Origin of the sequence: Helicobacter sp. 12S02232-10, assembly GCF_002272895.1 — a bacterium.
Classification (GTDB): Bacteria; Campylobacterota; Campylobacteria; order Campylobacterales; family Helicobacteraceae; genus Helicobacter_J.
The window spans coordinates 1-19,787 of sequence record NZ_MLAQ01000007.1 but is presented as its reverse complement, the minus strand read 5'-3'; the positions used below and the strand labels follow the sequence as shown (position 1 = coordinate 19,787).

Sequence of the window (19,787 nt, the reverse complement as noted above, 5' to 3'; positions counted from 1 at the left end):
TAAAATGTATAGCAAATGGAACGAAATTTATAGCCTCTTCAACCCCGTTGCCTTTGAAATTTTTGGAATTGCAATCCATTGGTATGGAATTGCATATGTGCTTTCCCTCCTTGTTGCACTTTATATGGCAAAACGAGCCATCAAAAAAGATCCTAAGCGATTCCCGATTTCAAGTAAAAATCTTGAAAGCTATTTTATTTGGGTCGAAATCGGGGTGATTTTAGGGGCAAGAATCGGTTATATAGCCATTTATGATCCAAACAGCCTGTATTATTTCACCCATCCTTGGCAGATTTTCAACCCTTTTGATTCACGCGGTGATTTTGTAGGCATCCGCGGTATGAGCTATCACGGAGCATTGATAGGATTTTTGATCGCCTCAATCGCTTTCTCTTACAAAAAACGCCAAAACTTTCTGCTTTATATGGATTTGGTCGCTATAAGCGTTCCATTAGGCTATGTCTTTGGAAGAATCGGGAATTTTCTCAATCAAGAACTTTATGGAAGAGTCGTGCCAAAAAATGATTTATGGGGACAAAAAATCGGCATTCTTGTTGATGGGACTTTAAGATACCCTAGCCAGCTCATTGAAGCATTTTTAGAAGGTATCATCGTCTTTATTTGTGTATGGATAGCCAAAAAAACACTCAAAACTCAAGGCTTGCTCATTGTCGTATATGGGATTTCTTATGCCACAATGCGTTTTATTGCAGAATTTTGGCGCGAACCCGATCCACAAATGGGTCATTATCTGTTGGGGCTTAGTATGGGGCAGATTCTCAGTGTGATTATGATTGCAATATCTCTAGGTTTATTGTTTTACATCAAGAGTCAAAAAAATGCTTAAATTCAAAGCGTGGGCGTTTCTAATGATTGCCATTATGGCAGAAGTTATTGCAACTATCTCTCTTAAGGCTGCTTCAGGAGAAGGATGGGGGTATGCTTTAATGACAGCTTCAATCATTCTTTCCTATTACTTTATGGGGCTTTGCGTGCGTATTATCCCTATAGGGATTGCATATGCAATGTGGGAAGTATTGGGCTTATGCTTGATTGTAAGCTTTAGCATATTTATATTCGGAGAAATGCCAAATATTTATCAAAAAATAGGGATTGGGCTTGGCATTATCGGAATTGTATTGATCAATCTGGGTGAAAAAAAATGAATGCTTATTTTATTTTTGTAGTTTTTGCAGCTCTTCTTGATGTCTTGGCGAATCTAATGCTTAAAAAATCTGATGGTTTCAAAAGAAAAATATTTGGCTTTGGTTCAATCGCTCTTGTATTGTGTGCTTTCATATCTCTATCTTTTGCAATCCAAAAAATTCCTTTAAGCGTGGCTTATTCAGTATGGGGTGCGATTGGAATCATTGGGACTATTCTTGGGGGATACTTGCTTTTTAATGAACGACTCAATGCCATCGGGTGGATAGGCGTTGCGTTTGTAGTGAGTTCGGTTGTCTTATTGACGATTTTTTGACTACCTTACCTCTTGTTTGACAATAGAAATATCTTTCAAATCTTTAGGAATAGATTTCAAAGAAACAATTTCTTTGATTTTTTCAAGTGTGTATGTTTTATGGTTATATACAACAATAGCAACCACATCGCCCTTTTTTAAGAATCTTGTCTCAGCAAGATGGGTATAGCGTGTCGCTCCGATGGCGATGATAATTTTTGAAGGATAATTTGACTCTTTAAGTATTTCACTCAAATCCTCTAAAACAGCGTGTTCTTTTTGAGTATTGAGCTTGTTTTTTATCCAATCAATCAGTTTTTGATAAAAATAACTATATCCTGTGAGCTCGCTATTTTCTCCATATAACTCCGTTTTCTGATTATAAATCAAAAAAGAAGCAATGGAATAATCATCACAAATCCCTCCGGGGGCAAAACGATCGATGGGAATTTTTTCCCCCAATGCTTTTGAGCCCTCTGAAAAATTTTTCTTTTGAGAGAGTTTTTTAGCACTTTTATCATTCCTTACTGAAGCATCATTAAAAGCCATAAAATAATTTGGAATCACCTCAAGAACCTTTCCGTCCTTGTATTTCAAATCGCACTCCAAAGCGACCTCTGGCTCTGCTTGAACATTAAAGGAATCATTTTGGGGTAAAATAATAGTTTCATTGTTGATACAGTATCTTCCCAAATGCGTCGCACTATGAGGAACATAAAAAGGAAAAATTCCTTTTGGAGCATCTTTTTCATCTCCTATGATATCGGCAAAATCATTTGATTCTCCGGCCTGCTCCAAATGATTAGCAAAATTTCCTGCGACACCAAACCACGCATATTCTTTCATTTATAAATTCCTTAAAATTTTTGATGGAAATCATACTTCAATTATAAATAAATTTTGATAAAAAAATCAAACTCATTGCAAGAAATTTAAAACTTAACCTATAATAACAAATATAAAAAGAAATACAAGGAGACATTATGACAGAAAGTGAGCTTTATCAATGGCTTGGAGAATATGGAATTCAAACGCCTTCATATAAGGTTGTAGGGATGACAGAGGATATCTGTGTTGATTTTTTTCCAGCGGTATTGAAAATCCAATCCCCTAAAGTAGTCCATAAAAGTGATGTAGGTGGAGTAATCTTAAACCTCAATTCCAATGAAGAAATCATAAAAGCCCGAGAAAAAATGAAAAAAAACATTCAAGAAATCCATAAAATTCCTTTAGATGATAAAGATTGTTTCATAATTACACAAATGCTCAACGGCGAAGAATTATATATAGGTTCAGCAGAAGATCCTGTTTTTGGAGATGTGATTCTTTTTGGAAAAGGCGGGATCTACCTTGAGCTTTATAAAGATATTTGCTACATTGATTCCCAAGCTCCAGAAGAAGAAATAGAACGTGCGTTCAAAACCACCAAAATTTCCAAACTCTTTGAGGGTTACCGAGGGAGCAAGCATCAAATGAGTGAGGTTATAAAGCTTGTTAAAAATGTCCAAAAACTTCTTCAAACCAACCCCGATATCAAAGAACTTGATATCAACCCTTTAAAATTGACTCAAAATGGTCTTATAGCTGTTGATGCACGAATTCGCAAAGATTCCTCAAGCACCCCAAGCCGATCAAAACCCCGCCAACGCCCCAATTTTTTAGACAATCAACGCATTGCCATTATTGGAGCAAGCACAGACAAAACCAAGGCAGGTTATGTAGTCGCAAAGAATTCAATCGGATTTAAGGGAGAGTTATTTTTTATCAACCAAAAAGGCGGCGAACTTTTTGGCAAGCCTCTATTTAAAGACATATCAGAAATAAAAGGGGATATTGACACAGCTGTATTAGCCATCCCAGCAAAATTCGTTATATCCACCATCAAAGATCTTGTGAAGAAAAATTTGAAAAACCTGATTGTCATTACAGCAGGTTTTAAAGAAAGCGGTCACGCAGAAGAAGAGATTGAAATCGGAAGACTTGCACGCGAACATAATTTTAACGTGTTGGGTCCGAATTGTTTGGGGTATTTTAACAATGCTCAAAATCTAAACCTCACCTTTGGAACAGGCAATCTTAAAAGCGGGGATTTGGCTTTCGTTTCACAATCAGGAGCAGTTCTTGCAGCACTGATGGATAGTGCCAATGCTCTTAATATAGGATTTTCCCATATCTTTAGCACAGGCAATGCAATCGATTTGGAAAGTTCGGATTTGATAACAATGCTAGAAAAAGACCCACATTGTAAAAATATTTCTTTATATTTAGAAGGTCTTAGCAAAGGCAAAGAACTCTTAGAAAATATCAGAAGTTGCCAAAAGCCTATTTTTCTCTTCAAATCAGGAAAAAGCGAAGAAGCAGCTAAAGCCGCATTTTCTCACACAGGAAATTTAAGTGGAAACTATGAAATGTTTGCTGGACTGATGAAAAGCTTAGGAGTGAATATCGTCGATAATATCGAAGCCCTAATCCTCAAACCCCTGTTTCGTGACAGCAAAGAAATTGCTATTGTCACCAACGCTGGAGGTCCTGGAACGGTTCTTACTGATGCAATTGTCTCAAAAGGAAAAAAACTTTATTCGCTAACCCCTCAAAATATAGAGGCTCTCAATCAAGTTTTACCCGAACATTGGTCACACAATAATCCCATTGACATTATCGGAGATGCTTTAGCAGACAGATATAAAGCTTCATTGGATATTATTGACACATTCCAAGGGGTTGATTTCATCTATATGCTCATCACCCCACAAGATATGACAGATCCTTTAGGAAGTGTGCAAATTCTAAAACAAAACCCTTACAAACATAAAATCATTCCCATTCTTATCGGCGGGGATATGGTTGAGGAAGCCAAAGAATTTTGCAGAAAAAATAAAATCCTATTTTTTCCAAGCATCACCGAAGCAACATCTTTCCTATAATAAGAGAGGGGCAAACCCTCTGCAATCAAATATCTTGATTCAGAGATTTTTGCCATCGCAAAAAGAATGTGCTTCCCTCCCCGATACGACTTTTACACTCAATCTCAATCCCATAACAACAACACAGCTCTCCAACAAGTGCCAAACCAATCCCAAACCCCCCTTGTGAAGTATTGCATCGCGTATAACGTTCAAAAATTTTGCGCGTTTCTTTCTCATTGATACCACACCCGCTATCACTCACAGATAAACAAAAAGGTTCGAGTTTGATTTTAATTTCTCCGCCTTTTTTATTGTATTTGACCGCATTGCTTAAAAGATTATCGATGATACATCTAATCCCATCTTTGTTCGCATAAATTTTGGCCGAATCCAATGAGGTTTTAATATTTAGATTCTTATGCGCAAACAAGGGAGTGAAAAAATCAAGCCTTTGTTCTAAAATTTCTTTGATATCAATACAGATTTTCTGTCCAACATTTTCGGAAAAATTATGCAAAACTAGATTTTGATAGACATTGGCAATGGTTTTAGCAGCAATATGAATGCGGTTGAATTTTTTTAAATCATCATCGGCAATCTTTGCTTTATTTAATCTTTCAATACTCATCAAAATCACACTTACAGGCGTATTGATTTCGTGGGTGGTGTCTTTGATGAAACGATTTAAAAAAGCGATCTTATCTTTAAGCGGTTTGAGAGAAAGCTTCAGTAAAAAATAAGCGATGAAACCCACCCCACTCAAACATAACAATAAAAATCCCATTGTCTTAAGCCGAAGATGCCAAATATCAGAAATGACACAATCCCCTCTCATAATGATTTGATAATCAAAAGAAGATGGGGGAGAAGAAAAAGAGTTTTTCTTATGGTGTTTATGTCTTCTGATAGGATTAAAATCAATCAAAATATAACCACTAGATACATAAATTCCACTTTTTTTGATCTTATTTTTAGGCAATTCCATACCTAAATGATCATATAAGAGATTGCCTGATTTATCATAGATCATAAAATTCGTATTCAAATCAAGGGTTTTTATTTCTTCAAACACTTTTTCATCAAATTTGCCGTTTTTATCAATCACTCGACTAAGGGCTGCATAATCTTCCCGCAAATCATTAGCTTTTTCGTGGATAATCAAATCATATCCCCTATTATAATAAAGACTAAAAAGTATGCTCAAAAAAATAGCAGTAGTCAGAAGATAGAGCAAAAGGATTTTAACCATAACCGATCTTTCTTCATAGTTTGACATAACAATAACCATTTCCTCTTTGATTGATGATCTTATCTTTTCCAATCAATGCACGCAGGTTCTTGATATATACCCGCAAACTCATATCACTAGGTTCTTCATAATAACTCCAGAGTTTTTCAAAAATCTCTTGTTGGGAAATGAAGCGATTGGGATTTTGAAGAAAGATATTTAAAAGCTCCACTTCTTTTTTTGGCAAAAAAATAAGATCCTTGTTTTTATAAATACTTTTTGTCTGAAACTCAAACCTCACCCCATTTCCAAAATCTTCAAAATCTGTGTTCATATGCGCAAAATTTCTTTTCAAAAGCGTTCGAATCCTTAGCAAAAGCTCCTCAAGCTCAAAAGGTTTGCGAATATAATCATCGCATCCACTCTCATAGCCAAGCTCCAAATCTTGAACACTTGAAAGAGAGGTAATAAAAATAGCTGGGATTGTCTTACCTCCATCTCGAAGCATTTTAAGCACCCAAAACCCATCACCCCCTGAAACCATCACATCAAAAAGATAAAGGTCAAAATTATTTTCATACCCCATATCTAAAGCTTCAGTTGCATTTTCACAATGGCAAACTTCAAAATGATGTTCGCTTAAAAATTCAAAGACGATTTCAGAAAGCAAAGGATCATCTTCAAGTAAAAGTATTCTGTGAGACATCTTAACCCCATCAATCAAAAGTTATCGCAGCAGCCTTTTAAGCATCAAAATACTCAAATAGTGATTAAAAATTACGCAGTCTTTCCATCTTCAAATCAAAATTGACAATGCTGATGGCTCTGAAAAAGTTAATTTCCATTAAGCTATAATACCAAAAAACCAAGAAGTGAAATAATGCAAATCGGTATTATCAATTATAATATGGGAAATCTTGCAAGTGTTCAAAATGCATTTGAAGCAATCGGTGCTAAAGCCCAAATCCAAAAAGACCCCTCAAAACTATCCAATTACGACAAGCTTATCCTTCCGGGTGTGGGGGCTTTTGGAGATGCTGCAAAAAATCTTGAAAATACTGGAATGAAAGAAGCTGTGCTTGATTTTGTAAAAAGAGGTCGGTATGTGCTTGGAATTTGTCTAGGAATGCAATTACTTTTTGAAAAAAGTCAAGAATTTGGAGAACACAAGGGATTAGGACTCATCAAAGGGGAAGTAATCAAATTCCAAATCGAAAAATCAAATCTAAAAATCCCCCATATGGGCTGGAATCAATGCATCTTTTCTGAAAATGCAAGCAAACATCCCCTATTAAAAAATATTCAAGATAAAACTTACCTTTATTTTGTCCATAGCTACCACGCCTTATGTGCCGATCCTCAAAATTTGCTTGCAAAATGCATCTATGGGTATCCTTTTGCTGCTATCGTCGCCAAAGATAATATATTTGGACTCCAGCCCCATCCTGAAAAATCTCACCACGAAGGACTTAAAATTTTAAAAAATTTTGTTACGCTTTAATCTGAAAGATGTTACTTTTTTGCTTCATAAAGTTTTCATAAGTATTAAAAAAATAAAAAAATAATCGATCAAAAATATTTTATGCAATAATCTGAAAATACTTTAAAACTTTTGCAAACTAACTGAAGAAAGGTCTTTAATGCCGCTGAAAACTCTAAGCAAAAAACAAAAAATTACTTCCATTATCGCCGCCTCTTCTGGCAATCTAGTCGAATGGTATGACTTTTATATCTATGCCTTTAGTGCCCATTACTTTGCTCATCAGTTCTCTGGCTCAAGCAATCCAACTATAGCACTCATTGCAACATTTGGTGTTTTTGCATTAGGCTTTTTAATGCGACCTATTGGGAGTTGGCTGTTTGGATCGCTCGCAGACAAAATCGGACGAAAAAAGTCGATGATTTATTCAATCATACTGATGGCAATCGGCTCTTTTTTGATAGCGATTTTACCCACAAAAGATAGCGTCGGGGATATGGCAATTATCTTTTTATTAATCGCTCGACTCATTCAAGGTTTGAGTGTTGGAGGAGAATACGGGATTGCAGCCACTTATCTTTCTGAACTTGGCAGCAAAGGGCATAGAGGATTTTATTCTTCTTTTCAATACGTTACCTTAATAGGAGGCCAACTTTTAGCAGTTTTTTCAGCTGTCATAATGGAAATCCTATTCACTCCAGAGCAGCTTGGTGATTATGCTTGGAGAATCCTCTTTGCACTTGGTGGGATTTTAGCACTGCTTTCGTTACTGGTGCGAAAAAATATGCACGATACCACTCAAGATATCCAAAAAAACAAAAACAGAGGAAGTATCAAAGAATTATGGAAGTATAAAAAACCTTTTTTGATGGTGCTTGGCTTCACTGCAGGAGGGTCTCTTTGTTTTTACACATTCACAACTTACACAAAAACTTTTATGATTAACACTGCAGGCTTTGCATCACAAACTGCCAATTATATTATGCTTGCAGCACTTTTTTGTTATATGATTTTTCAACCCCTTTTTGGCGCACTCGGGGATAAAATCGGACGAAAAAATTCATTGATTTTATTTTCGGTACTTGGAGTTCTTGGTTCTTATCCGATTTTAAACATCTTATCAGGCACACAAAACCCTTTGGCTGCATTTGGAATCATCACGCTTTCTTTGGTCATTTTGAGTTTTTACACTTCAGTAGCAGGCGTGATAAAAGCCGAGCTTTTTCCTGTCCATATCAGAGCACTTGGAACAGGATTTTCCTATGCAATTGCAAACACAATTTTTGGAGGAACTGCACCCTATTTTGCCCTGCAATTTAAAAGCCACGGGATAGAAAACGGATTTTTTGTCTATATGACAATAACACTTATTGTTTGCTTGATCATTGCGTGTCTTTTGCCTAAAAAAACGGAACTTGATTAAATCCGCTTTTTAGGATTTGCAAAATAAGTTTATTTAAAAAATAAAAATTGTCTTGCTTCTTCTTTGTCATAAGGGCTTAAAAGCAATTCCTCTTTACCGATCCGCACAAGATAGCTTTGATCTTTTTGACTTTTGCCATACCCTAGCGTGATTCTTCCAGCAAGCACCTTATCTTCAAAGCTAGCTTGAGACTCTACTAAGCCTATAGGACCGGCGCATTCAAGCAATTCTATTTTTTCCATCAAAGGATGAGAAAGATCAAGTTTAGAGTTTTCTTCTTCATTTCTAGCCACAACACATCTCGCCCCATCTTTTAAAACCATATAACGCCCCACTTTTACAATCGCACTATCTTCAATAACCATTTTTCGATGTGCGCTCAAATCTTTGAGTTTTAAGCTAACACCCACATCTGTAAGCAAACATCCCCCGCCGGGATTCTCATAATATTTCCAACCAAAATCTTTAAGCATCTTTAACTGCCTGTTTCTTCCCCTACCATTCACATCAAGAAGTTTTTCTCGATCAACCCACAAAGCCCTTTCAGGAAACGTAGGTTCTAAAAGCTTTGCGCTCATAGGTCTTAAAACCAAATCATCTAAATATACTGGCTTAGAAACATCACTCCCATCTCTGCTTAAAATCTTATCGAAAATAGAATCTTTTCCAATCTCTCTAACAAGCTTCCTTACCTGATCTAAAGCTTCTCTTCTTTGACTCTTAGGTCTTTGCCCGATCACTTCACCACTAATAACAAAATCAGCTCCCATTTCCAAAAGCAGGTAAAATGCATTTCTAAACATATTAGCGTGGCAGTCAATACAGGGGTTAAAAAATCTTCCATACCCGTATTTGGGCGTAAAAAGAATCTCATCAAAAAACTGGTTTCTAATATCACACACCTGAAGTTCTACACCGACTTGAGCTGTGGCATTTTTAAGATATTCAAGTTTGTCTCGATTACCCCCAAACCCAATGTTAAAATGCAGGGCTATGACTTCAATCCCCTGATCTTTAAGCAGTTTCATACTAATCATACTATCAAGCCCGCCGCTAAATAATGCCAATGCTTTTTTCATATCGAAATCAATTCTCCTTTTCGTAATTTGATAATAGTATTTTTGATTTTTCGGATTTGAAAACTCTTTTCTTCGAAACTCAAATCAAGGCTTTTGCTCATATTTTCAAGGCGATTTTGATAGTACCTCAAAACTAACATCAAAAGCTCTTGCTCAAATCCGTTCTCACGCAATAAAAGCCCCTCATCAATCGCTATGCCAATCAATGCAGGATTTTCAAAATCACCCCTACAAAGGGCATCAAATTCTTTTGCTCTGTATAGGAATGCGCTGCTATCAACATATTCTACAGCCTTATCCAAAAGCGTCCTATCTTCTAAAATATATTTAATGATCAAACTTTCAAGCTTATCAAAAGAGTTCCCTTGAGGAAAACCAACGCCTAAAGACTTAGGATAAACTTTAGCACTTCCCCTATATCTTGGAGCGATCAAATTTAAAGGGATGTTTAAAATTTCAGCCACAAACCCTCTGTATTCTTCTTGCAAAAGCGGAGAAAGTCCGTGTAAAAATTCTGCTGCTTCCTTTAAAGCACTTTCTTTTTGAAGCGGATCGCTCAAATCAAATCGCAAAGCAATCTGATGGAATACAAATTCGATAAAAGGGGTGGGTGAGGAAAAAAGTGATTCCAATTCATCTGTTTTTTTCTTAACTACCATATCTGCAGGGTCAAGCCCATCTTTAAATATAACCACACCTCCTGCCTTACTCTCTTTGGCAAGGATTATTGAGGCTTTAAATGCAGCATTGATTCCAGCCTTATCTCCATCATAACTAAGAATTATCTTTGGATTCCCTTTTCCAAGCAATGGCAGATGTTCGGAGGTAAGTGCTGTTCCAAGCGTTGCTACTGCAGTATTGAAGCCAGCTTGGTGCAGCATAATCACATCTAAATATCCTTCTGTAACAATGATTTGATTGTATTTATAAATATGCTCTTTAGCAATATGATAGCCATAAAGCAGCTTTGACTTATTGAATTGCCTAGTTTGTGGGGAATTGATATATTTAGCCAATCCCTCTTTAAGGGTTCTGCCTCCAAATCCTACAACCTTGCCATTTGGAGAACAGATAGGAAACATAATACGCTCTGAAAATCGTGCGTAAATACGTGCATTATCTTCGCCAAGCACGCCCAAAGAAACAAGCTCTTTTTTATCCAATCCATTCTCTTCAATAAATCTCACACTCTCAAAACTTGGACCACAAAATCCCAATCCAAACTTTTCAATCGAAGAAGCACTCACCCCTCTTTGGAGTAAATAATCTTTACAATGAGGCAATTCCATCAATCGCCTTTGATAAAATCTTGCAATCATCTCCAAAAGTTTGGAGTCATCTTTTTTAAACGCTGTGTTTTTTTCATATTCAAGGGAAAAATTACAAATATCAGCGATTTTTTCCACCGCCTCGACAAAACTGATTTTTTCATACTCCATTACAAACTTTATCGCATCTCCACCGACACCACAACCATAGCAATGATAAAGCCCTTTTGCACGATTGACAATAAAACTGGGTGTTTTTTCATCGTGAAATGGACAACAAGCACTAAAATTACTCCCGATTCTTCTAAGCTCAATATATGAACCCACCACATCAACAATATCAATCGTTTGTTTTAAGCCCTCCAAAGAGGCTTGAGTAATCATTTTTCTTCCCTAGATTTTTTAATTCTAATTTTATCAAAAAATATTACCCCCACTCTTAAATCACAGACTCCAATGCTAAAATTATAAAAAGTTATATGCCAATAGCATATTAATATTTAGTCTATATGACTAATATATTTTGATATATTTACCATAAGCGTCTTGACTTGTTTAATAAATCCAAATATAATTATGGCACTTAAATTTTTTAAGTGCTAATTTTGACGCTATTAAATTAAACTTGAAAACAAGGAGAAAAAATGAAGTTCAAACCACTAGGCGAAAGACTCTTAGTCGAAAGACTCGAAGAAGAAAATAAAACAAGCTCTGGAATCATTATCCCTGATAATGCAAAAGAAAAACCATTAATGGGTGTTGTTAAGGCTGTCAGCAAAAAAGTAGCAGACGAATGCAAATGCGTTGGCGAAGGCGATACAATCGTTTTTGGAAAATACAAAGGCAGCGAAATCAAACTTGATGGCAAAGAATATATTGTTCTTGATTTAGAAGACGTTTTAGGCGTTTTAAGCAAATAAATTAAATTTATAGTAAGGAGTAAAAAATGGCTAGCAAAGAAATAAAATTTTCAGATTCTGCAAGAAATAAACTTTTTGAAGGTGTGAAGCAACTCAGTGACGCAGTCAAAGTAACAATGGGACCTAGAGGTCGAAACGTATTGATTCAAAAAAGCTATGGCGCTCCTGCGATCACAAAAGATGGCGTAAGCGTAGCAAAAGAAATTGAGCTTGCAGATCCTATTGCAAATATGGGCGCACAGCTTGTAAAAGAAGTGGCAAGTAAAACAGCTGATGCTGCAGGTGATGGGACAACTACAGCAACCGTTTTAGCTTACAGCATTTTTAAAGAAGGCTTGAGAAATATCACTGCAGGAGCCAATCCTATCGAAGTAAAAAGAGGAATGGACAAAGCAAGCGAAGCCATCATTGCTGAACTTAAAAAAGCAAGTAAAAAAGTCGGAGGTAAAGACGAAATTGCTCAAGTTGCTACAATTTCTGCTAATTCCGATGAAAAAATAGGCGCACTCATTGCAGAAGCAATGGAAAAAGTTGGCAAAGATGGCGTTATCACCGTTGAAGAAGCTAAAGGTATTAATGATGAACTCAGTGTTGTAGAAGGAATGCAATTTGACAGAGGTTACCTTTCCCCTTATTTTGTAACCAATCCTGAAAAAATGACAACCCAACTTGAAAACGCTTACATTCTTTTAACAGATAAGAAAATTTCAAGTATGAAAGACATCCTTCCTTTACTTGAAGCGACAATGAAAAGCAGTAAGCCACTTCTTATCATCGCTGAAGATATTGAGGGTGAAGCACTCACTACTTTAGTTGTAAATAAACTCAGAGGCGTGCTAAATGTTGCAGCTGTAAAAGCTCCAGGATTTGGCGACAGAAGAAAAGAAATGCTCAAAGATATTGCGATTTTAACAGGCGGTCAAGTCATTTCTGAAGAACTTGGTAAGACACTTGAAAACGCTGAAGTAAGCGATCTTGGACAAGCTGCTAGAATTGTCATCGACAAAGATAACACAACAATCGTAGATGGCAAAGGCAAAAGCAGCGAGGTTAAAGATAGAATCGCTCAAATCAAAACTCAAATCGAAGCCACTACAAGCGATTACGATAAAGAAAAACTTCAAGAAAGATTGGCAAAACTCAGTGGTGGTGTTGCAGTTATCAAAGTAGGTGCAGCTTCTGAAGTTGAAATGAAAGAGAAAAAAGACAGAGTAGATGATGCCCTTTCAGCTACAAAAGCAGCTGTTGAAGAAGGTATCGTTATTGGTGGAGGTGCAGCACTTATCCGAGCAGCACAAAAAGTCAATCTCAAACTCAATGAAGATGAACTCATCGGCTATGAAATCATCAAACGAGCTATCAAAGCCCCTCTTGCTCAAATTGCTGCGAATGCGGGTTATGATGCAGGTGTGGTTGTGAATGAAGTTGAAAAAAATAAGGAATCTTTCGGATTCAACGCAAGCAATGGCGAATATGTCGATATGTTTAAAGTCGGTATCATCGATCCGCTTAAGGTTGCTAGAGTAGCACTTCAAAATGCAGTATCCGTATCAAGCTTGCTTTTGACTACAGAAGCTACAATCAATGAAATCAAAGAAGACAAACCTGCTCCTGCTATGCCAGATATGGGAGGAATGGGCGGTATGGGAGGAATGGGCGGTATGATGTAATCCACCCCTCCTTGCTTCTACTTCAAAACTGCCTAAAAAGCAGTTTTGAAAATTTTTTATCTTCCAAATTCATATTATTGATATCATTTATTTAAAATCAGTTTTTAAGTCCTTAATGTTGTTTAGCTGTGGCATTATCCTTCAGTCTGGCTTTATTTGCCAATCAATTATCCTCAAGAGGGTAAAATTATCTTTATTAAACAAGGAGTTTTTATGCAAAATGATTTTACCACCCAAAGAATCCCCGCTAAGGGGTATGCCGTGTCTTCCAAAGATGACAAATTCCAACCCTTTACATTCAGTCGCCACCCTGTTGGAGAAAATGATGTTTTAGTAGAAATCCTCTATGCAGGGATCTGCCATAGTGATATCCATAGTGCGCGCAGTGAATGGCGTGAAGGCATTTATCCGATGGTACCTGGTCACGAAATCGCTGGACGCGTGGTTGCTATAGGAAATAAAGTGAGTAAATTTAAAGTCGGAGATTATGCAGGTATCGGCTGTATGGTCAATTCCTGCGGAGAATGCGAAGCGTGTAAAAAAAGTCAAGAGCAATTTTGTGAAAATGGTAAAACCGTTTTTACTTATGATTGTTTGGATTGTTTTCACGATAATGAACCCCATTATGGTGGCTATTCTGACAATATTGTCGTGAATGAAAAGTTTGCCATCAAAGTCCCACAAAACGCTCCGTTAGAAAAAGTTGCCCCCTTGCTTTGTGCAGGTATCACAACCTACTCCCCCTTAAAATTTTCAAAAGTCAAAAAAGGCTCAAAAGTCGGAGTAGCTGGGTTTGGTGGTCTTGGTAGTATGGCAGTCAAATACGCCGTTGTTATGGGTGCGGATGTAGGTGTATTTGCAAGAAATGACAATAAAAAACAAGAAGCTTTTGATATGGGTGCTAAAAGCTTCTATACTTCCACAGATGGAGTCAAAGAAAAATTTGATCTGATCATCTCAACCATACCCACGCCTTATGATGTGATGGCTTATGTCAAATTACTCGGATATGGCGGAGAATTAGCAATTGTCGGTCTGCCTCCTGCAGCAGTCTCTCCAAAAATCAATATTGCCAATCTTGTTTGGTCTGCTAATCGGCGTGTTTATGGCTCTTTGATTGGAGGCATCAAAGAAACCCAAGAAATGCTTGATTTTTCTTTAGAAAATAAAATCTATCCTGAAACTGAAATCATCTTAGCAAAAGATATTGACAAAGCCTATGAAAATCTCACCACAGGCAAAGCCAAATTCCGCTATGTCATTGATATGAAAAAATCAAGCTAAGTTTTATACTGCTTGAAAAAAAGGGGGAGGGGTGAGCCTCAATCTTTTATCTTTGAATACACGCTTGCAAGTATGCCCCCTGAAACATTGTGCCACACACTAAAAATCACAGCTGGAACAGCTGCAAGCGGATACATTGCAAAATGAGTGACAGCAAGGCTTGCAGCCAATCCTGAATTTTGCATTCCCACCTCTATAGAAAGTGCCTTTGTCTTCGATAGAGAAAACTTAAATACCCTGCCAATGAGAAATCCAAAAAGATACCCCAAAAGATTGTGTAAAATCACAACAAATAAAATCACAAATGCACTTGATAAAATTCTCTGCGCATTTGCACTCACGATTGAAGCGATGATAGCCACAATACCTATCGTAGAAATCAAGGGTAATATTTCTTCAAAACGTTTGGAAAATTTTGGAAAAAATTTATGCACACTCACGCCTAAAATTATTGGGATTAAAATAACTTCAATGATAGAAAAAAACATATTCCATACATTCACTTCTATGCTTTGATTAGCAAGCAAATAAGTCAATAAAGGCGTCATTATCGGTGCAAGCAAGGTCGTACAGCTTGTGATTGCCACAGAAAGAGCCACATCACCCCGCGAAAGATAAGTAATAACATTTGAAGCTGTGCCGCCTGGACTTGTTCCGACTAAAATCACCCCTAAAGCCAACTAACAGGCAACGCAAAAATCTTAATCAAAACAAAAGCCAAAGCAGGCATCACAATAAACTGCGCTAAAACGCCAATAATAACAGCTTGAGGCTTCAAAAATAGCATTTTAAAATCACTAATCCTAATGCACAACCCCATACCAAACATTATTACTCCAAGTAATGGAGGGATAAAACTAGGCTTGATAAATTCAAAATATTGGGGCAAAAATAACGCGATTGCACTGAAAAAAACAACAATAAGTGCCAAATACTTGCCCGAAAAGAAAGCACATTTTTTTAAAAAATTCATTTGAGCGCTCCTTTTATCTCCATTCATACCTTAAAGGAAGAATACGCTCTGAAAATCTTAAGATCAGACCCCTCTATTCTTCTCAAAAAATCTCAAATTTAAAAGCATTATTTGCCGATATAAACTTGTCTTGGACGTGTGATTCTTGCGTGAGGATTCTTGACGTGTTCAAGCAGTTGCGCACACCATCCTGGCATTCTGCCAATCACAAAAATAGGCGTAAAAAGCTGGGTAGGGATTCTCAAAGCAGTCAAAATAATGCCGGAGTAAAAATCCACATTCGGATATAGATTTCTCTCAATAAAATATTCATCACTCAAAGCTACTTCTTCAACCTTTTGAGCAATCTCGCTCAAATGGGCGTCCATTTTAATTCCTTTTTTATCCAACTCATCTTTGAGACCTTTAAGGACTTTTGCACGCGGATCGTAGTTTTTATATACTCGATGCCCAAAGCCCATCAATCTAAAAGGATCATTTTTATCCTTAGCCTTTTCAATAAACTTATCAACATTTTTCACATCTGCAATTTCATTCAGCTGTTTAAGAACTTTTTCATTTGCTCCTCCGTGTGCTGGACCCCATAAAGCTGAAATTCCTGCACTGATGGCAGCATAAGGATGAACACCTGTAGAAGCGACATTTCTAACCGTCGTAGTAGAAGCATTTTGCCCGTGATCAGCATGAAGCGTAAAGATTTTGTCCAATGCCTCCACTTCTAAAGCTGTGATGCCCTCTTCTCCATTGGTAGTTTGCTTGAGTCTTCCGTGAGGATAAGCCCGAAGCATATATAAAAAATTCTCAACATACGAACGCTTCACATCAGGGTAAATAAAAGGCGCACCCACCGCATTTCGATAACAAAATGCTACCATTGTAGGTATTTTAGCAATAATCCTACGTGCCATTGTTTGGTAATCATCTTCATCTTCCATATCCTTGTGGTCATAATACAAAGTTGAAAGTACTGAAACGGCTGAAGAAAGCGTTGCCATCGGATGAGCTCCATCAGGCAAAGCAGAAAAGAGGTTGATAAGCCCTTCGTGCAAAAAACTTCGATGGCGCAATTCTAAATCAAACTCCAAAGATTCCTTTTCATTTTTTGGAAGCTCTTCACTGATAAGCAGCTTGCAAACATCCGTAAATTTATATTTAGCCACAAGATCTTCAATCCTGTGCCCCTTATAAAGGAGTTCGCCTTTTTTTCCATCTATGTAGCTAATCGTAGATTCACATCCTGCTGTCGAACCATACCCTGGATCATAAGAAAAAATCCCTGTTGTTTCAAAAAGTTTTGAAAAATTTACTGCTTTAGGACCACGTGTGCATTCTATAATATCAAAGTCAAATTTCTGATTGGTCTCATTGTTGATTAAAGTTACTGTCGCCATCTTATACCTCATTCCTAAATTAAGTTTTGTATTTTTTGCCACATTTTATTGCCATCACTATTTTACACACAAAATATTAAAATATGTCAATGATAGCCTATAATTTAATATTTTTAGTGCTAAACTATACAATATTATTTCAACAATGGAGAAAAAAATGTCAAATTTTAACGGTTATAACCCCAAATTCCTCACATTACCTGAAAGTGGAGAGGCTATTACAATCACCAAAGATGGAAAACTCAATGTTCCAAATAACCCCATCATTCCCTACATTGAAGGAGATGGTATCGGCATAGATATCACCCCAGCGATGAAAAAAGTCATTGATGCCAGCGTTCAAAAAGCATACAAAGGAGAGCGAAAAATCTCTTGGTATGAAGTTTATACAGGCGAAAAATGCTATAACAAATTTAAGAATGAAAGTTCTTTAACTCCGATGGAACAATGGCTTCTTCCTGATACCGTAGATGCTATCAATTACTTTAAAGTCTCTATCAAAGGACCTCTAACCACACCCGTAGGAGAAGGTTTCCGTTCTCTAAATGTGGCTTTGCGTCAAATGATGGATCTTTATGTCTGTCTCCGCCCTGTCAGATGGTATGGTAGCCCAAGCCCAGTTAAAGAGCCTGCTAAAGTCGATATGGTCATCTTCCGCGAAAACAGCGAAGATATTTATGCAGGGATTGAATTCGCTCAAGGCACTCCTGAAGTCAAAAAAATCATTGATTTCTTGCAAAACGAAATGAAAGTTACCAAGATCCGCTTTCCCCAAACTAGCGGTATTGGTATCAAGCCTTCTAGTAAAGAAGGGACAATACGTCTTGTAAGAAAGGCTATTGAATACGCGATTGAAAACGATAGAGATTCTGTTACTTTGGTACATAAAGGCAATATTATGAAATTTACTGAGGGAGCCTTTATGAAATGGGGTTATGCTCTTGCTAAAGATGAGTTTGGTGCAGTCGAAATCGATGGAGGTCCTTGGTGTAAATTCAAAAACCCTAAAACAGGCAAAGAAATCATCATCAAAGATGTGATCGCTGATGCCTTCTTGCAACAAATCCTTTTACGACCTGCTGAATACGATGTCATTGCTACAATGAATCTCAACGGGGATTATATTTCTGATGCACTTGCAGCGATGGTCGGGGGTATTGGTATCGCACCTGGTGCTAATCTTAATGACACAGTCGCAATGTTTGAAGCGACACACGGCACGGCACCAAAATATGCTGGTCAAGACAAAGTCAATCCTGGTTCGCTCATTTTAAGCGCAGAGATGATGCTTCGCTATATGGGTTGGATAGAGGCTGCAGATTTGATTGTTTCTTCAATGAAAAAAGCCATAGAATCCAAAAACGTTACCTATGACTTTGCTAGACTAATGGAGGGTGCAAAAGAAGTTAAATGTTCTGAATTCGCTGATGTAATGATAAAACATATGTAAAATCTGCGCCAAAAACTCCTTTGGCGCCTTTCAAAAAACCCAAACCAAAATTTAAAAGAATATAAATGAAAAATTCTGCTTTACGTGGGCATATGCTTGCTGTTTTTACCATACTCGTTTGGGGTAGCACTTTCAGTGCAACAAAAGCTTTATTGGATGCATTCAGCTCGTATGAAATTCTTGTTTTTCGATTCTTGCTTGCTTATGTATGTCTTTTAGTCTTTTATCCTAAATTTCTCAAACCTCAATCTTTAAAAGAAGAAATACTTTTTGCATTGTGCGGTTTATTTGGGGTATGTCTGTATTTTTTGCTCGAAAATATCGCCCTTAATTATACGCTCGCATCAAATGCGGGCGTATTAGTATCTATAAGCCCTATTTATACGGCAATTTTAAGTTTTTTTATCCTAAAAAAACCACTTGGAAAATACTTTATCATCGGATTTATATTTGCCCTTCTTGGCATCATCATCATTATATTTCACGGAAACAGGTCTTTTCAAATCGATCCTTTGGGAGATCTTTTATGTATTTTAGCTGGCTTAAGTTGGGCATTTTATACGATTTTTCTGAATAAGCTATTTGAAATCAAAAAGAATGCCAACACACTTGCCATCACTAAAAAAATCTTTTTTTATGGGATTATTTTCAGTTCTCTGACACTTTTTTATGATGGAATCCATCTTTCAATGCAAAGGTTTTTGATTCCTCAAAATTTATTCAATCTGTTTTTTTTAGGGATTTTTGCTTCAGCTTTGTGTTATTTAACTTGGGGAATGTCTTTGAAAATTTTAGGCACACTCAAGACAAGTGCTTATCTTTATACAATTCCTATTGTTTCAATTCTAGTCGCCTCTTTTACTCTAAAAGAACCTATCACCTCTTATATCCTCATTGGCAGTGTGCTCGTCTTATTGGGACTTTTTTTATCCCAAAAACAAACATAATCATTCCTGCTCTCATAAACTCTGATAATACTGCGAACTAAATATCAGAAGCACTATTATTATGCTTCTGATTGGATTTCAGATAATCCTATAAAAAACTTATTAAAGCCTTGTAGTATTCTTGCCATTTAACAAGCCCCTGATATAAACTAGCTAGAGCAATCAAAGGCTTTAATAAAATGTTATAATCCCCACATTTCTAATCCCCCTCCCCCAATATCAAACTGAATCTGAAAAGGATTTGTTTATTTGTTGGAAGCAAGCTGTTATCCAATCTAAGAATGTTGCAACAATCATTGCAACAATATG

18 protein-coding genes and 1 pseudogene are annotated in these 19,787 nt (G+C 36.8%); 11 read left to right on the top strand and 8 right to left on the bottom strand.

All coding sequences use genetic code 11. The annotated features are described in order from the left end of the window. Nucleotides 1–4 precede the first annotated feature (4 nt). The 3 genes from lgt to BKH41_RS06430 are packed head-to-tail and all read left to right on the top strand — an operon-like array spanning nt 5 to nt 1,480. Complete coding sequence (gene lgt / locus BKH41_RS06440; RefSeq protein WP_095298170.1) at nt 5–847, top strand: prolipoprotein diacylglyceryl transferase; 843 nt, start codon at nt 5–7, stop codon at nt 845–847. Next, complete coding sequence (locus BKH41_RS06435) at nt 840–1,166, top strand: SMR family transporter (RefSeq protein WP_095298168.1); 327 nt, start codon at nt 840–842, stop codon at nt 1,164–1,166. Before lgt ends, BKH41_RS06435 begins: the two co-directional genes overlap by 8 nt. After that, nucleotides 1,163–1,480: an SMR family transporter gene (locus BKH41_RS06430; RefSeq protein WP_095298166.1), complete on the top strand. Its 318-nt coding sequence runs from the start codon at nt 1,163–1,165 to the stop codon at nt 1,478–1,480. Before BKH41_RS06435 ends, BKH41_RS06430 begins: the two co-directional genes overlap by 4 nt. Here BKH41_RS06430 and BKH41_RS06425 read toward each other — a convergent pair whose 3' ends face one another. Continuing rightward, on the bottom strand, nt 1,481–2,305 hold the full coding sequence (locus BKH41_RS06425) for a DUF5718 family protein (protein ID WP_095298164.1): 825 nt from the start codon (nt 2,303–2,305) through the stop codon (nt 1,481–1,483). Nucleotides 2,306–2,442: 137 nt separating this feature from the next. Here BKH41_RS06425 and BKH41_RS06420 point away from each other — a divergent pair, with 137 nt between their 5' ends. Continuing rightward, the gene (locus tag BKH41_RS06420) at nt 2,443–4,383 is read left to right on the top strand and encodes an acetate--CoA ligase family protein (protein ID WP_257875431.1); all 1,941 of its coding nucleotides are present in this window, start codon (nt 2,443–2,445) and stop codon (nt 4,381–4,383) included. A 25-nt stretch (nt 4,384–4,408) separates the two neighbouring features. Here BKH41_RS06420 and BKH41_RS06415 read toward each other — a convergent pair whose 3' ends face one another. Continuing rightward, complete coding sequence (locus BKH41_RS06415) at nt 4,409–5,653, bottom strand: HAMP domain-containing sensor histidine kinase (RefSeq protein ID WP_095298160.1); 1,245 nt, start codon at nt 5,651–5,653, stop codon at nt 4,409–4,411. Continuing rightward, nucleotides 5,628–6,299 (bottom strand): response regulator transcription factor, encoded by a 672-nt coding sequence (locus BKH41_RS06410; RefSeq protein WP_095298158.1) that lies wholly within the window; start codon nt 6,297–6,299, stop codon nt 5,628–5,630. Before BKH41_RS06410 ends, BKH41_RS06415 begins: the two co-directional genes overlap by 26 nt. Nucleotides 6,300–6,473: 174 nt before the next feature. On the opposite strand from BKH41_RS06410, the gene hisH reads away from it, so the two are divergent. Together hisH and BKH41_RS06400 are read left to right on the top strand one after the other, a co-directional pair. Continuing rightward, entirely contained in the window at nt 6,474–7,094 is a 621-nt protein-coding gene (gene hisH, locus BKH41_RS06405) for an imidazole glycerol phosphate synthase subunit HisH (RefSeq protein ID WP_095298156.1), read from the top strand. A gap of 145 nt (nt 7,095–7,239) precedes the next feature. Next, nucleotides 7,240–8,496: an MFS transporter gene (locus BKH41_RS06400; RefSeq protein WP_095298344.1), complete on the top strand. Its 1,257-nt coding sequence runs from the start codon at nt 7,240–7,242 to the stop codon at nt 8,494–8,496. A gap of 29 nt (nt 8,497–8,525) precedes the next feature. Here the strand turns inward: BKH41_RS06400 and BKH41_RS06395 are convergent, their stop codons facing one another. Further along, complete coding sequence (locus BKH41_RS06395; protein WP_095298154.1) at nt 8,526–9,575, bottom strand: argininosuccinate synthase domain-containing protein; 1,050 nt, start codon at nt 9,573–9,575, stop codon at nt 8,526–8,528. Next, nucleotides 9,572–11,227 (bottom strand): DNA primase, encoded by a 1,656-nt coding sequence (dnaG, locus tag BKH41_RS06390; protein ID WP_095298152.1) that lies wholly within the window; start codon nt 11,225–11,227, stop codon nt 9,572–9,574. The genes BKH41_RS06395 and dnaG overlap by 4 nt, the downstream gene beginning before the upstream one ends. Nucleotides 11,228–11,487: 260 nt before the next feature. Here dnaG and groES point away from each other — a divergent pair. From groES to BKH41_RS06375, 3 genes and pseudogenes are all read left to right on the top strand, one after another. Further along, nucleotides 11,488–11,757: pseudogene (gene groES / locus BKH41_RS06385) on the top strand (co-chaperone GroES); the annotation flags it as partial. A gap of 32 nt (nt 11,758–11,789) precedes the next feature. After that, the gene (gene groL / locus BKH41_RS06380) at nt 11,790–13,433 is read left to right on the top strand and encodes a chaperonin GroEL (RefSeq protein ID WP_095298148.1); all 1,644 of its coding nucleotides are present in this window, start codon (nt 11,790–11,792) and stop codon (nt 13,431–13,433) included. A gap of 195 nt (nt 13,434–13,628) precedes the next feature. Next, nucleotides 13,629–14,717 carry an NAD(P)-dependent alcohol dehydrogenase gene (locus BKH41_RS06375; protein ID WP_180762764.1) on the top strand — a complete coding sequence of 363 codons (1,089 nt, stop codon included), beginning with the start codon at nt 13,629–13,631 and terminating at the stop codon, nt 14,715–14,717. Nucleotides 14,718–14,755: 38 nt separating this feature from the next. Here the strand turns inward: BKH41_RS06375 and BKH41_RS06370 are convergent, their stop codons facing one another. From BKH41_RS06370 to BKH41_RS06365, 3 genes are all read right to left on the bottom strand, one after another. Beyond that, on the bottom strand, nt 14,756–15,385 hold the full coding sequence (locus tag BKH41_RS06370; RefSeq protein WP_257875430.1) for a bile acid:sodium symporter family protein: 630 nt from the start codon (nt 15,383–15,385) through the stop codon (nt 14,756–14,758). A gap of 2 nt (nt 15,386–15,387) precedes the next feature. Then, nucleotides 15,388–15,690: a hypothetical protein gene (locus BKH41_RS10135; RefSeq protein ID WP_257875429.1), complete on the bottom strand. Its 303-nt coding sequence runs from the start codon at nt 15,688–15,690 to the stop codon at nt 15,388–15,390. 107 nt (nt 15,691–15,797) lie between these two features. After that, nucleotides 15,798–17,081, bottom strand: coding sequence for a citrate synthase (locus BKH41_RS06365; protein WP_095298341.1), 1,284 nt, complete (start codon nt 17,079–17,081; stop codon nt 15,798–15,800). A gap of 157 nt (nt 17,082–17,238) precedes the next feature. Here BKH41_RS06365 and icd point away from each other — a divergent pair, with 157 nt between their 5' ends. Both icd and BKH41_RS06355 read left to right on the top strand, forming a co-directional pair. Then, nucleotides 17,239–18,531 (top strand): isocitrate dehydrogenase (NADP(+)), encoded by a 1,293-nt coding sequence (icd, locus tag BKH41_RS06360; protein WP_095298144.1) that lies wholly within the window; start codon nt 17,239–17,241, stop codon nt 18,529–18,531. A gap of 65 nt (nt 18,532–18,596) precedes the next feature. Next, nucleotides 18,597–19,478 carry a DMT family transporter gene (locus BKH41_RS06355; protein WP_095298143.1) on the top strand — a complete coding sequence of 294 codons (882 nt, stop codon included), beginning with the start codon at nt 18,597–18,599 and terminating at the stop codon, nt 19,476–19,478. Nucleotides 19,479–19,787 lie beyond the last annotated feature (309 nt).

Coding starts and splice junctions, on each gene's coding strand:
- lgt (WP_095298170.1), top strand. CDS start 5: ATGTATAGCAAATGGAACGAAATTTATAGCCTCTTCAACCCCGTTGCC.
- BKH41_RS06435 (WP_095298168.1), top strand. CDS start 840: ATGCTTAAATTCAAAGCGTGGGCGTTTCTAATGATTGCCATTATGGCA.
- BKH41_RS06430 (WP_095298166.1), top strand. CDS start 1,163: ATGAATGCTTATTTTATTTTTGTAGTTTTTGCAGCTCTTCTTGATGTC.
- BKH41_RS06425 (WP_095298164.1), bottom strand. CDS start 2,305: ATGAAAGAATATGCGTGGTTTGGTGTCGCAGGAAATTTTGCTAATCAT.
- BKH41_RS06420 (WP_257875431.1), top strand. CDS start 2,443: ATGACAGAAAGTGAGCTTTATCAATGGCTTGGAGAATATGGAATTCAA.
- BKH41_RS06415 (WP_095298160.1), bottom strand. CDS start 5,653: ATGGTTATTGTTATGTCAAACTATGAAGAAAGATCGGTTATGGTTAAA.
- BKH41_RS06410 (WP_095298158.1), bottom strand. CDS start 6,299: ATGTCTCACAGAATACTTTTACTTGAAGATGATCCTTTGCTTTCTGAA.
- hisH (WP_095298156.1), top strand. CDS start 6,474: ATGCAAATCGGTATTATCAATTATAATATGGGAAATCTTGCAAGTGTT.
- BKH41_RS06395 (WP_095298154.1), bottom strand. CDS start 9,575: ATGAAAAAAGCATTGGCATTATTTAGCGGCGGGCTTGATAGTATGATT.
- dnaG (WP_095298152.1), bottom strand. CDS start 11,227: ATGATTACTCAAGCCTCTTTGGAGGGCTTAAAACAAACGATTGATATT.
- groL (WP_095298148.1), top strand. CDS start 11,790: ATGGCTAGCAAAGAAATAAAATTTTCAGATTCTGCAAGAAATAAACTT.
- BKH41_RS10135 (WP_257875429.1), bottom strand. CDS start 15,690: ATGAATTTTTTAAAAAAATGTGCTTTCTTTTCGGGCAAGTATTTGGCA.
- BKH41_RS06365 (WP_095298341.1), bottom strand. CDS start 17,081: ATGGCGACAGTAACTTTAATCAACAATGAGACCAATCAGAAATTTGAC.
- icd (WP_095298144.1), top strand. CDS start 17,239: ATGTCAAATTTTAACGGTTATAACCCCAAATTCCTCACATTACCTGAA.
- BKH41_RS06355 (WP_095298143.1), top strand. CDS start 18,597: ATGAAAAATTCTGCTTTACGTGGGCATATGCTTGCTGTTTTTACCATA.